The 13,089-nt window shown below is 63.2% G+C and carries 12 protein-coding genes; 4 read left to right on the top strand and 8 right to left on the bottom strand.

Annotation, left to right across the window (positions count from 1 at the left end; all coding sequences use genetic code 11):
• From GNZ12_RS25400 to mprF, 6 genes are all read right to left on the bottom strand, one after another.
• A partial coding sequence (locus GNZ12_RS25400; protein ID WP_172314849.1) for a pyridoxal-phosphate dependent enzyme occupies window positions 1–298 on the bottom strand: 298 nt, incomplete at its 3' end.
• A gap of 361 nt (window positions 299–659) precedes the next feature.
• Window positions 660–2,516, bottom strand: coding sequence for an alpha/beta hydrolase (locus GNZ12_RS25395; protein WP_235993876.1), 1,857 nt, complete (start codon window positions 2,514–2,516; stop codon window positions 660–662).
• Complete coding sequence (locus GNZ12_RS25390) at window positions 2,500–2,760, bottom strand: acyl carrier protein (protein WP_172314847.1); 261 nt, start codon at window positions 2,758–2,760, stop codon at window positions 2,500–2,502. The genes GNZ12_RS25395 and GNZ12_RS25390 overlap by 17 nt, the downstream gene beginning before the upstream one ends.
• A 174-nt stretch (window positions 2,761–2,934) precedes the next feature.
• Complete coding sequence (locus GNZ12_RS25385; protein ID WP_172314845.1) at window positions 2,935–4,557, bottom strand: amino acid adenylation domain-containing protein; 1,623 nt, start codon at window positions 4,555–4,557, stop codon at window positions 2,935–2,937.
• Between the two features lie 353 nt (window positions 4,558–4,910).
• Complete coding sequence (locus GNZ12_RS25380; RefSeq protein WP_172314843.1) at window positions 4,911–6,176, bottom strand: virulence factor family protein; 1,266 nt, start codon at window positions 6,174–6,176, stop codon at window positions 4,911–4,913.
• Window positions 6,173–8,725: a bifunctional lysylphosphatidylglycerol flippase/synthetase MprF gene (gene mprF / locus GNZ12_RS25375; protein WP_235993875.1), complete on the bottom strand. Its 2,553-nt coding sequence runs from the start codon at window positions 8,723–8,725 to the stop codon at window positions 6,173–6,175. Before mprF ends, GNZ12_RS25380 begins: the two co-directional genes overlap by 4 nt.
• Between mprF and GNZ12_RS44565 the strand changes: the two genes are divergently transcribed.
• The 3 genes from GNZ12_RS44565 to GNZ12_RS25370 all read left to right on the top strand — a co-directional run bounded on the left by GNZ12_RS44565 (window position 8,627) and on the right by GNZ12_RS25370 (window position 10,056).
• Window positions 8,627–9,058, top strand: coding sequence for a hypothetical protein (locus GNZ12_RS44565; RefSeq protein WP_235993877.1), 432 nt, complete (start codon window positions 8,627–8,629; stop codon window positions 9,056–9,058). The two genes, mprF and GNZ12_RS44565, sit on opposite strands and share 99 nt — an antisense overlap.
• Before the next feature lie 172 nt (window positions 9,059–9,230).
• Window positions 9,231–9,359 carry a hypothetical protein gene (locus tag GNZ12_RS45090; protein WP_268959054.1) on the top strand — a complete coding sequence of 43 codons (129 nt, stop codon included), beginning with the start codon at window positions 9,231–9,233 and terminating at the stop codon, window positions 9,357–9,359.
• Between the two features lie 154 nt (window positions 9,360–9,513).
• A complete protein-coding gene (locus GNZ12_RS25370; protein ID WP_172314841.1) occupies window positions 9,514–10,056 on the top strand; it encodes a PaaI family thioesterase in 543 nt (180 codons plus the stop codon).
• A gap of 28 nt (window positions 10,057–10,084) precedes the next feature.
• Here GNZ12_RS25370 and GNZ12_RS25365 read toward each other — a convergent pair whose 3' ends face one another.
• The gene (locus GNZ12_RS25365; protein WP_172314839.1) at window positions 10,085–10,237 is read right to left on the bottom strand and encodes a hypothetical protein; all 153 of its coding nucleotides are present in this window, start codon (window positions 10,235–10,237) and stop codon (window positions 10,085–10,087) included.
• 235 nt (window positions 10,238–10,472) lie between these two features.
• On the opposite strand from GNZ12_RS25365, the gene GNZ12_RS25360 reads away from it, so the two are divergent.
• Window positions 10,473–11,870 carry an MFS transporter gene (locus tag GNZ12_RS25360; RefSeq protein WP_172314837.1) on the top strand — a complete coding sequence of 466 codons (1,398 nt, stop codon included), beginning with the start codon at window positions 10,473–10,475 and terminating at the stop codon, window positions 11,868–11,870.
• Window positions 11,871–11,959: 89 nt separating this feature from the next.
• On the opposite strand, the gene GNZ12_RS25355 is transcribed toward GNZ12_RS25360, so the two are convergent.
• Window positions 11,960–13,009 (bottom strand): NAD(P)/FAD-dependent oxidoreductase, encoded by a 1,050-nt coding sequence (locus GNZ12_RS25355; protein ID WP_172314835.1) that lies wholly within the window; start codon window positions 13,007–13,009, stop codon window positions 11,960–11,962.
• Between the last annotated feature and the right edge of the window lie 80 nt (window positions 13,010–13,089).

Genomic DNA, 13,089 nt, shown 5'->3' with positions numbered 1-13,089 from the left:
CACCCTGCGCATGATTGCCCGCCGACGCGGTAATCACGCCACGCTCCAGCGCCTCCGCCGGAATATGCGCCATCTTGTTGTACGCGCCGCGCACCTTGAACGAGAACACCGGCTGGTTGTCCTCGCGTTTCAGATAAACCGGATTACGCAGCCGTGCCGACAGATTCGGCGCGCGTTCGAGTTCGGTCTCGCGGGCCACGTCGTAGACGCGCGCGGTCAGGGTTTTCTTCAGGTAGTCGTGGCGCAACGCCACGCTATCAGCGGCTTCGGCCACCTGATTGAGTTCGTGTAACGGCAAGGCAAGCTCCTGAACGGCAAGGGCAAATCAACAGAGAGATCACCAGGAGGCAGGCAGCAAGCGGACATAAAAAAACCCGCCTCGTGGGGCGGGTTTTTGTCACTGCGTGTCACTGCTATCAGACGCGCGCTAACCCACCATTCGATGAATGGTGCTAATAATCAGCGCAATACGGATGTCGAGGCAGTTCATGCAGTCGATCTTCGTTGACTTGACGGGCTTTGTCAATCCCTGTTCGTTACATCGAGTAGAGTCGCCTTCAGGCCGCGCGGGAGCGATCACGTCGCGCAGTATCGCTAACAACGCAGCACGCTGTATAGCAACCCGCGCGGAAAGCTGTGCCGTGGAAGCAGCCGCAAACTCAAGGTTGCTGCGCCTGCGCGACACGCAAGCGGGAATTCGGCGCGACGTTTTCACGCCTCGCATTCAGCACTCTTTCGCGCAGAAACAGATCGAACTGCGCCATCACCGCATCACGCGCAGCGCGTGAAAAGAGCGCGTGATCCACCTTGCCGACCACCTTCGCGGTGATATTCCTCAGCTTGCAGAGTTGGCTGCCATGCGGTCCGAAATGAATCTCCAGCTCGTCCAGCCCCTCGTCGAGCGGCCCGTACATCAACGAAGTTTGCACACCCTTGCGCTCGAGTTCCAGCGCAATTCTGCGCACGGCGCCACCTGGCGTCGCCTGCCCGAAGAGCCGCTCGAGCGCCATGCTGACACGCGCGGTGATGCGCGCGCATAGACGGCGCGTGAGTTCCGCGATGATCGCGCGACCGTTTGCCTGTCCGGTCAGTAGCCGCAGCCATTTGCGCGGATTGCGCATCGCGCGTCGGTAGACAACGCTCGACGCCACGTGCTGCGCGCCGGGCCGCGTCCGCGCGCCGCCCCACACGAAAAAAGGCAGGTTGACGGACGCACAGGCCGTCACGGCTGGATGGGCGAGCGCCGTATGGAGACTGACGTACGCGCCCGTGCAGATGCCGAACATGACTGTCTTCGAATGGCCTCTCGCCACCAGCCAATCGACCCCTGCCTTGGCGTCGGCGACCGCGTACCGGGCGTACACCCTATCGAGCGTCAGCGCATCGTCGCGACGCAGACTATCGCCGAGACCGCTGACGTCCATGCGCAACGATGCGATGCCCTGGGCCGCGAGATGCCGCGCCATCAGCACCGTGAAGCGGCCGTCGCCGATCCGGTGCACGCCGCCCGTATTGACGAACAGCACCGCCGGAGCCCCTTCAAGCGCTCGCAAGGGCTGGCAGAACACACCTGCGTAACGCCCGCCATCGAACACGACGGGCGTCTCGCGGCCATGCGCGAACTCGATTCGCGCGGTCGCGGCACAGCCGAGCATCTCGACCGCGGTCCTGGTTGCTGCGACCGCCCGTGCGCCTAGCCATTCGAGCACGCTGTCGAATGCCTGGGCCGGTGGCTCGCTGTAGGTGGGATCGAGCAGGAACCTGCTGTACTCGCTGAAAATCTGCAGGTCCGCTTGAGCGCCCTGAGCCTGATAATGCGCGGCCAGCCGTTTCAGACGCGCACTATCGCTCAGGTCCTGCAGCAGCACACGCTGCGCGGGACATTGCGCGCCCTGCTCGAGATCGACTTTCGCGAGCATCGCGAGCGAGTCAGGATAGAGGCGAAAGCCATGCGCGCCGATCGTTTCCGCGGCCTCTGTATCGAGGCTGAGCCCGAGCGCATGTTGCGCACCGAGCCAGCTTTGATGCTGGAGCTCCAACTCGCGGATGTAGCTCTTGCCCGAACTCAGCGGCATGAGCAGCATGAGATTCTCGACGCCACCCAGCTCTTCGGCGGCCAACGCCGCAAGCGTGGCACCCAAACGCAGCCCGCATAAACTCAGGCGCGTCACTCCGGTTTCGGCGCGCAGCCACGCTGCGGCCGCCTTGATACTGTCGAGCCACGCGCGCAAGCGCTGCGGGTCTTCCTCGTTGCCGCTTGAATCGCCGGTGCCGGGGTAGTCGAAGCGCAGCGTGGGTATGCCGCGCGCAGCGAGCGCCTCAGCGAATTCGCGCCAGCCGTGATACGTGCACAGTGCTTCGTAGCCGAACGGATTGCATAGCACCACGCCCATGTCCGCCTGAACACCGGCCGGTCGGTGCAGCCATCCGAAACAGCCGTCGAAAGTCACCGGCGTCATAGTGGACGAATTCGTCATGGTCGGTTGCCGCAGCGCCACTTCAGATTCGCGGCGCAAGCGATTCCTCCGGCACGAGGTGCGCAATCATGCGAGCGAGGGAATCGATGCTCTGAAACAGATCGTGGGTAATCAGCGCGGCCGGAATTTCGATGGCGAAGTTTTCTTCGATGGCCATCATGAGGCGGACCGATCCGAGCGACGACAAACCTACCGCGTAGAGATCGTCGCGATCGCCGAGCGTGTCGACCGGTACGTCGAGACAGGCGGCCTCCTGAAGAATGCTGCGCACGTGATTGTTCATTTGACACCCCCGGATACCTGATTTTTTAACTACTGCATCGATACATCGATTCATCAAACGCGCGCATGGATGCGCTGTCATCAACAACCTGGCCTGAGAAAAACGCTAACGCGAGACACCTTTCGGCACTTCAAAATAATATTTCGTTCTACAGATCACGTTAGCCGACACCTGTCAGGCGACCGCATCGATGCTGACACAACATTCGGCAAGCGCCTTCCTGTCGATCTTGCCGTTCACATTGAGCGGTAACGCGTCGAGCATCACGATCCGTTTCGGCACGGCGTACACCGGCAGCCGCTGACGGCATGCTTGCAGAATCTGTGGCGCGCTTTCTCGCGCGTGGGTCACGAAGGCGATCAGACCGCCAGCACGGCCCGCATCGTCGACGGGCCAGGCGACCACCGCGCAGAGCGCCGCGTGGCTGCATGCCTGCACGACATGCTCGACTTCTTCGAGCTCGACCCGGTTGCCGCGAATCTTGATCTGCGTGTCCAGCCGCCCTTGAAACACGATGCCCTGCCCGGCTGCTTCGCGCGCGGCGTCTGCGCTTCGATACCAGCGCTGCGAAATGTGGCCCGGAAAGGCCGTTGAAATGAAGCGGCGATTGCCCGGTTCGTCCGGCGACAGATAGCCCGCGGCTAACTGAGGTCCGCCGATCAGCAGTTCACCGCTTTCGCCGGGCGCGACTGGCGCGAGCGCGGTGTCGACGATCAACAGTTCCATGCCCGGCAATGCGCCGCCGAGCGGCATGACCGCATGCTGCGGATCGTCGAGATACTCCGGTGTGACTTCGAAAACCGCGCAGGCCACCGTGGTTTCGGTTGGCCCGTACATATTCAGCACCCGGCTGTTTGGCGCGGCGCGTAACCACGCCTGTACCAGCAAACGCGGCAAGGGCTCGCCACCGAACAGGGTAACGCGCAGACTCGGAAATTCGTTCGGTCCCAGTTTGCGAAACTGCTGCATGAAGCTGGCCACCGAGGGCACGCTGCTCCAGTGCGTAATCGCGTGTTCCTTGATGAACGCCGTGTTGTAGATCGGCTCGACGGTCTTCGGCACATACAGGCAGCCGCCATTTGCCCAGCACACGAACATGTCGTGTACCGACGGATCGAAGGTGAGCTCGCACCATTGTACGTAGCGCGCGCGAGGCATCCTGCCCAGCAATTGCAGTTGCCCTGTCACGTAGGCATCCGCGTTGGCGTGCGAGATCGGTACGCCTTTGGGTGCGCCGGTCGAACCGGACGTGAAGAGAATGTAGGCGAGATCGTGCGGCGCGCGGAACGTGGAGACTTCCGCAACGGGTGGCTCGGGAGAGAGCCTGATCAGGCCACCCGCGGCAGAGGCCGAAGCAGTACGCGCTACGTTCGTGCCTGGAGCGTCTTGCACGCCTTCACCGCCTACGTCATCCAGCAGCACAATCCGTGGACCGTCGTCGAGCAGCGACAACACTTCGTCGAGCAATGCCGCGCAACGCCGATCAACCAGCAGCAGCGGCGCGCCCGACTGCTCGATCACAGCCGCAATGCGCGCAGCGGGCACATTGGGATTGAGCGCCACGTACGCGAAACCCGTCTTGAGGATTCCTAGCAGGCCGGCGTATGCAGCCACGCTGCGATGCGCGAACAGCAGGCAGCGCCCGAGCCGACCGGCCGGCATGGCGGCGGTCAATCCTCCCGCAATCCGGCACGCCCGCGATGCAATCTCGCCATAGGAATAGAGGCGTTCATCGACCCATAGCGCGGGACTATCCGGCTCGCTCGCGGCAGTATCGAAGAAGAAGGAATCCAGCATTCACAGCCTCGGTCCATTGGGCATTAAACCGGCGCACGCATCGGCTTGGCCGAACGGGCGCGAGCGCAGCTGCCCGTCATGCCGAAAGCGCACTGCCGGGCGGCGGAGCTACCCGGTCGCGCGTTGCGGTATCGCAGGAGAGTTTCACCAGAAAGATTCGCGGACGGCGCCAAGGCGAAGCAGCGTTCTCATGCGCTATCGCTTGAGAACCCTGTCGTCCAAGGTTTCGTATGAATCATAGAATCCGGCAGGTCCGGTATATGTGCGATACCCCGCTCAACAGACGAATGAGGGTATGCGGGGCCGCCCGCGGCGCGCGGGTCATGTGGCCCCGGGTACTGATTTCGGGTGGGCTAGTTGCGCACGCCGCTCTGCTTCCTGAAGGCGTCCAGAATGCGCCGTTCCAGCGCGTTGTAGTCGCGGCCGAAGTGATGATCGCCCGACGTCCGAATTACCTCGACGCCGGTAGTGGTCAGCGCCGGACACAAGGTGTCCTTCTCGCCTTCACCGTAGAAGCACTGCACGATCGCAGGCGGCACATGCGCCAATTCGGGCTGCACCTTCAATGCCTTGTCGCTCGCCGGCATCCCGAGCCAGCCGCCCACACGAATCTGGAAATCGGCGTCGGGCGCGAAGCCTAGCAGCGCGATCAGAGACACTTTCGCCCGCAGCGCCTCAGGCAGGCGGTTATAGGCGAACGGCATCACGTCGGCGCCGAACGAATAGCCGACGAGCGCAATGTGCTCCGCGTGCCAGCGCGCCCCGTAGGTCTGCATGATGCGCGCGAGATCGCGGCTCGTCTGCGCCGGGGTTTTTTCGCTCCAGAAATAGCGCAGGCTGTCCACGCCGATCACCGAGACGCCGTCTTTCTGCAAGGCGAGCGAGATGGTCTTGTCCAGATCGCGCCAGCCGCCGTCGCCGGAAATCACAATCGCCATGAGACCGTTCGGATGCGCCGCGGGCAACTCGATCAGCGGCAGATCGGAAAGGTCGTCATCGTTCGTCGACACTGTCTGCAAATGCGGCGTGACCATGGCAACGAGTCGCGTGCGATCGCTGTTCCCTGGCGTCGCCTTTTCGACGAAACCCGGCACCTTGTCGCGGATGATCGTGGGGTCCGGCGGACACGGTTGGAAGCGCGCATCCAGATCGCGCTCGGCATCCACCGAGACCGCGCCGGCAACCGTATTCGACGGTGCCTGTTCGAGGACATGCATCGCAAGCGTCGCGCCCTGCCCCGTACCCGCGACGATCGGCGCGAAATAGCGGCTCGATTGCGATTGCCGTTCGAGTTGATGGCTCAATGATTCAGCATCGCCCACCAGTTGATGGCAGGCCTCTTTCTTCGCGCCCAGATTGGCCGCATAACGCGCCGTATCCACGCCGACGGTCAGCGCGCCGGCCTTGGCGAGCGCATCCGCGGTTTGCTGGTCGGCGGCACTCCAGCCGCTGGCCGCCGAGTAAAGCACCACGAAGCCGCGTAATGGGCCAACCGGCTGCGTCACCGTCACGTCGCCAAAACGGCCGCCGGACACGGTGGTGGTTGCAGCGAAGGCGGCCGCGCTGCCGGCCACGAGGCTCGCCGCAACGGCGAGCTTGAAAAACGGATGCAATGTCATGAACGCCGGCCTCCTGCCAGCAATGACAGGTCCGCGAGCGTGAAGAACACGCCCACCGAACCCGACGCCGCGAGATAGCGCGGCTCCCAATGCGGCTGGAACTTGCTCTTGAAAGCACGCAGTCCGCGGAAGTTATAGAAGCGGCCGCCGAAGCGCCACACGATGCCTGCCAGCCGATGCCAGCGTGACGCGAGGGGTGTCGGCTGCATGCCGGAGAGCGGCGCGATACCGAGACTGAGCGAGCGGAAACCCGCCTGCTTCAGATGCAGCGCCAGGTGGGTGAACAGATATTCCATCGCATACGGCGATGCGCTTTCCACGTGCCGCATCACGCCGACCGTCGCCTCGGTATTCATGTCGGTCGTCATGAAGGTCACAAAAGCGGCCGGCTCGCCATTCTGGCGCACCAGCATCACGGATTGCGCGGCGAGGTACTCGTCGGTAAACGCCGCCACCGAAAAACTCTTTTCGCGCGCGTCGCGGCTATCGAGCCAGCCGTCGGAGATCTCGCGCAGCGTCTCGAGCGACGCAGGCACATCGGCCTGATCGATCACTTCGACGGTAAAGCCGTCACGCTCGCCACGCTTGAGCGCATAGCGAAGATGCGCGCGGTGCGAGCCCTTCAGGTCGAAATCGTCGAGCACCACGTGGGCCTCTTCGCCGAGCTTCATCAGCGTGAGGCCGGCATCGAGGTAGAGCGGCAAGGCGTTCGCGCGCACCTGATAGAACGCCGCGCGGCCACCATGCGCATGCGCGAGCGCGACGAACTTGCTGATCAGCCCGGCCCACGCCTCGCGCGGACCGACCGGATCGTGAAGCGCGGCCCACGTGCGGCCATTTTTCGCATACATCAGGAAGGCTTCGCGCGACTCGGAAAAGAGAAAGCTCTTGTCGCCCATCAGCGCGAGACCGGCGTCGCTACGCTCCTGGCCGCGCACGATGCGCGCCGCGTCTTGCAGATCTTGCGGAGGGGGCATGACGAAACGGCCCGCCGCGGGGCGTAGCAACTGCCAGAACGCGAACGTCGCGGCGAACAAACTGGCGGCCAGGGTCGCGCGCAAGGCACGCGGTGCGCGTTCGTCGAAAGCGAATTGCCACCACAGGTCGCGCGTGTAGGGCACATCGCGGAACGCAAACAGCATCACCCACACGGCGAGCGCAAGTACCATCGCCACCGACACCAGCCAGCCCGCCGTAAAGCGTTCGGCAAACAGCGACGAATGCCGGTTGAAACGGCGGCGTGTGGACAGCAGAAGCGCGATCAGCATGCCGAGCACGCCCGCTTCCACGAACGCAAGACCTTTCGTCAGCGACAGCGCGAGGCTCAACACCGCCAGCAGCAAGGTCATCCACCACGCGGCATCCAGACGCCGCAGCAAACCACGCGCGACGAACAACAGCAGCACGCCGAGCACGCTGCACAGCATCTGCGAGCTTTCGAGCACCCACAGCGGCAGGACGTCGCGTAGAATCCGGATGCGATGCCAGAACGCGGGTGTCGCGCTGGAAATCACCAGCATGCCGCCGACCACGAAAGTCACGAGGCTCAGAAACAGCGGTGCGAGTTTATACGCACCTGCCGCGTGCCGCAGCGGCAAACGGCTTTTTAGCGCGCGGCCTTCGAAGCCGGCGAGCAGCGCCGCCGAGACGATCAACGGAACGCCGAAGTAAATCGCGCGATAAGCGAGCAGCGCCGCGACCATCTGATGCGCTTGCACGCTGCCGTTCAGTGTGAACACCATCGCGGCTTCGAACACGCCGACGCCGCCCGGCGTGTGGCCGATCATGCCGAGCAGCATGGCTGCGGCATAGACAGTGATGAAAGTCACGAAGCTGACGTCCGCATGCGGCAACAATGCCCACAACGCAAGGCCCGCGGCCACCACGTCGAGTACGGCGAGGGCCACTTGTGCGAGCAGATCGCGACGCGCCGGAACATCGAACGACAGCCACTGCCAGCGCGTACGAATCGGGCGCGTGTCGCGACGGCAGGCGGCCGCCGCGAGTGCGAGCATGACGGAGAGCGCAGCGCCGCTCCAACGCAGCGTGAGCGCCGGGAGATGCAGCATCGCCGCGAGCGGGTCGGCGAGCCACACCATGCCGAGCGCTGCCATCAGCACCAGCGCGAGCGCCAGCGAAACGCTCGTGAATACGGTCATGCGGCCGATCTGTGCGGGCGTGACGTTCGACACCGCGTAGACGCGCGCGCGCACGGCGCCGCCCGTCAACGCGCCGAAGCCAGTCGCATTGCCGAGCGCGGAGCCCGCGGTCGCGCCGATCCACAGCGCCGCGCGCGGCACCGTGGCGCCCAGGTAGCGCAAGCCGACCGCGTCGCGGCCGACCAGCGCGATATAGCTGAGCGCGGTCGCGCCGAGCGCCCCGGCCCACTCGCTCGCCGTCAGGTGACGCAACTGGTGCACGACCGAGCGATAGTCGACCGCTTGCGAGAGATGTTGCAAGACGACCAGCAACAGCCCGCAAATGACGAGTGCGAGCACGGGCGAGAGGATGCTCCGCTTGCCGAGCATCCTGGCGGCACGCTCAAACATCGCGCCTGGCCGGTCGAATTTATTGTTATATCGGTGGAACATGGTCAATGCGGGCCTTGCGTAGAGCTGTCGCGGCGACGGGTCGTCTGCCACGGCGTCGCCTTACTTTGGCGATTACAAATTGATAACGGAAAAGCGTTAAAAAGGTTGACACTGTTAGCCAATGTCAGCCAATTCGGCGGGTTTAAATTTGGGTCGATAAATGAAGCTGAACACGCTTCGTGGCATGACAGCGCAACCTGCGCCGATAAAACGGTCGAAATTGCCGACTGGTTTGCCGTGCCGATGAGAACCGCTGTGCTCGACAGGGGGCGAATTTTAAACACTTATTGAAAATTGCGAGACGAAGATTTGGCATCGCGCCGTAATCGCCCGATCGCGCACTGATTTAAACGCTGATTGGCTCCATCAAGATTTTCGCTTCGCGTGCCGTAATCGAGAGCAAGAGCCCGGTGCAATGCCGGGATTTCGTAGCAGGAATGGCAGCAATTGAAGGGGAACGATGATGGCGGAACAGGATTGGGTGATGGCCGGCGTGTATCTGGTCGGGTTGGTGTCGATGGCGCTTCTGATCAGCACACTGTCCGCGCGAGCGACCAGGGCGCGTCCGGTTTCGTCACGCGTCAACGAGTAACGCACGGGCCATCCGTGCGCACTGAGCGGCACGGGCCCGGCGCGCGTGCCTGCGATCCAGAGGCAGCCCTCCAGCGCCTGAGGCGGTTTGATGCTTTAATCGATGACGATGCATCGATACCGAAGCACACTTCCCTCAGGACAGGAGACGCGGATTGACGAACGAGAACCAACTCGAACGCTGGCTTGCACGCGAGCAGGAATTGCTGGCAACGATCAACGCGGGACCGGGCCCCGGCGTTGCGAGCCCGGAGCAGGCGGCAGGCAAGAGCGGCCTGGAATTCCTGCAGGCGATGATGAACGGGGAACTGCCCTACGCCGCGATTGCACGCACACTCGACTTTACGGTCGTCGAGGTCAGTGCGGGACGCGTGGTGTTTCAGGGCACCCCGCTCGCGCAGCATCTGAATCCACTGGGCACGGTGCATGGCGGCTGGATCGCCACCCTGCTCGATTCCGCGCTGGGTTGCTCAGTGCACACGATGATGCCGCCGGGCCGTGGCTACACCACCGCCGAGCTAAGCGTGAATTACGTGAAAGCCGTGACGCCGCGCATGCAACGCGTGCGTGCCGAAGGCAAAGTAATTCATTGCGGACGGCAACTGGCGACGGCGGAAGCTCGCCTTGTCGGCCCCGACGGCACGCTCTACGCGCACGCGACGACGACCTGTCTGGTGTTCGAAATTCCGAGCCGGTAACGATAGGGACCGGCCGTTGGCGAGACGCTTACTGCGGGCGGCGATGCGCTTCGGCAAGCACGGCGCAGTTTTGCAGATGCAGGTTGAGCGCGTGCAGAGCCAGTGCGCGCAGCTTGCCCAGCCACGTGGTGTTGCCGGCGGCTGCAGTGCGGACGGTAGCGGTGTTGGATGCGGTGTTCATGGTGGGCTCCTGTATAGTGTTTATACCTAGGTAATAACCCGATTATAGCCCTCTCATCCCGCACTGCAACAAATATCAATAATGTCGTCGCCATGTTGCGCGACGGTCACGTCCGCGATCCACGCAATCTCAAAAAGGGGCGGCACCCGGCGGCGCACTATTAACCATCCGCACCGTACAGGTGCAATAATGGCCCCTTTGCCTGCGACCAGCCCGCGCAGACCGCCCGCTCCCCATGACCGTCGTCGAGAAAGCTCTGATTGCGCCTCTGATCGTCGCGTGCGCGATGTTCATGGAAAGCGTCGATGCGAATGTGATCGTCACCGCCCTGCCCGCCATGGCGCGCGACTTCGGGCGCGATCCGGTCACGCTGAAAATCGCGGTGACGAGCTACGTGCTGGGTCTCGGCGTGTTTATCCCGGTATGCGGCTGGCTTGCGGATCGTTTCGGCGCACGCACGATTTTCCGCACGGCAATCGGCATCTTCGTGACCGGCTCGCTCCTGTGCGCCGCGTCGAACTCGCTGGCCACCTTCACCCTCGCCCGTTTCGTGCAAGGCGTCGGCGGCGCGATGATGGTCCCGGTCGGACGGATCATCATCTTCCGCGTGGTCCACAAGTCCGACTTCATCCGCGCGATGAACTATCTGAGCGTCCCCGCGTTGCTTGGACCGGCAGCCGGGCCGCTGCTCGGCGGCTTCATCACCACCTATCTGCACTGGCGCCTGATCTTCTTCATCAATGTGCCGATCGGTATTCTCGGTATCTATCTGACCAACCGTTATATCGCCAACACACGCGAACCGGATCCTGGGCCGCTCGACTGGATCGGCTTCTTTCTGTCGGCGGCCGGCGCGGTGTTGCTTCTGCTCGGACTGTCGCTGGTGGGTGGCGAGCTCATTTCGAATCAGAACGCGTTCGGCATGTGCGCGAGCGGCGCCGTTCTGCTTCTCGGCTACGTCGTGTACGCGCAGCGCGTCGAATTTCCGTTGCTCGATCTGCGCTTTTTCAAGGTGCCGACTTTCCAGGCGAGCGTGCTCGGCGGATCGTTGTTTCGCATCGGCCTCGGCGCGCTGCCCTTTCTGCTGCCGTTGATGCTGCAGGAAGGACACGGCATGAGCGCGTTCGAGTCCGGCCTGATTACGTGCGCATCGGCGTTCGGCGGCATGTTCATGCGCACGTTCGCCTCGCGCGTGCTGCATCGGTTCGGCTTCCGTTCGGTGCTGGTGGTGAACGCGGCGCTCTCAGGGATAGCGATCGCGGCGTGCGGACTGTTTTTCCCCGGCACGCCGACCTGGATCATCTGGTTCGTCGTATTGCTGGGCGGCTTCTTCCCCGCGCTGCAATTCACGAGTCTCAACTCACTGACTTACGCGGAAATCGCCAGCCGCGATGTGGGGCGCGCAACGAGTCTCGGCAGCGTCGTGCAGCAGATGTCGCTCGGCCTCGGCGTGACGATAGGCGGTATCGTGCTGCAGATTTCGCGCGTGCTGCACGGCCATCCGGGCATCACGTGGTCGGATTTCTGGCCGGCGTTTCTGGTGGTGGGCTTGTGCTCGTTCGCGTCGATTCCTGTGACGCTGCGCATGCCGCATCGTGCCGGTGAAGATATCTCGCGAGGCGGTCGAGGGTAAAGTCTCGCCTTTTCGAGCCTTCTTCAGGATCACGCGGACCCCGCCGCTGACACACAATCAGCAGCAGACTGCGACACGTTGCCGAACCTTCACCCCGCCGCGGCGACCTTTTCCGCCAGCTTCGCGTCGTAACTGGAATGGACGTGCACCCGCTTTTTCTCCGGATAGGCGTACGCGTACGCCTTGCGCAGCGCCAGCGACGCCTCGTGAAAACCGGACAGAATCAGCTTCTGCTTGTTCGGATAGTTGGCGATGTCGCCGACCGCGAAGATGCCGGGGCGCGAGCTTTCATAGTTGGACGTATCCACGTCGACGCGGCCAGCGTGGATCGACAGATTCCACTTCGCGATCGGTCCAAGATCGGCGACCAATCCGTACAGCACGACGAGATGCTCGGTTTCGAGCTGTGTTTCGCCTTCGATATGCCGCAGCGCGATCGATTTCAACGTATCGGCCTCGACGTTGAGCCCCGAAATTGCGCCGACGATGAAGTCCATCTCCCCGGCCTCGACCGCCCGCCGCATCAACTCGACGCTCGAATCAGCCGCGCTGAAGCCGTTGCGCCGATGCACCAGCGTTACGCGCCGCGCCACCTTGCGCAACGCCAACGCCCAGTCGAGCGCGGAATCGCCGCCGCCGGCCACGACCACCATCTTGTCGGCAAAATCGGCGAGACGTGGCACGCTGTAGTGCACGTGACGCGATTCCAACGGCACCGCTTCGGCAAGCGTCAGCTTTTGCGGGACAAATGCACCATTCCCGGCGGCAAGCAGAATCGCCGCCACGTCGAATATGAGGCCGCGGTCGGTGCGCACGGTCCAGCGCCCATCGTCGCGCTGCTCGACCGACTCGACCCGCTGCTCGAGATGGATCGGTACATCGAACGGCTTGCATTGCGCCATCAAACGCTCGACCAGTTCGCGCGCGGTACATGAGGGAATCGCGGGAATGTCGTAGATTGGCTTGTCCGGGTAGAGCTCAATGCACTGCCCGCCCACCTTGTCGAGCCCATCGACAATCTGGCATGACAGGCCGATCACACCCGCTTCGAAAGCGGCAAAGAGGCCCACGGGGCCGGCGCCGACGATCAGGACATCGGAGCGAACCGGTTGCGGAAGTTGGTCTGCGGCGGCCGTCATTCGGGATCTCTTCTGGTAGGTCGATGATGCACCATACAGAATCGCCCGGAGCCCGGCAACGATGCCATTACAAGCGGTAA

The sequence above is a fragment of the Paraburkholderia solitsugae genome (assembly GCF_013177695.1).
GTDB lineage: Bacteria > Pseudomonadota > Gammaproteobacteria > Burkholderiales > Burkholderiaceae > Paraburkholderia > Paraburkholderia solitsugae.
This window is presented reverse-complemented; position numbering and strand designations above follow the sequence as displayed.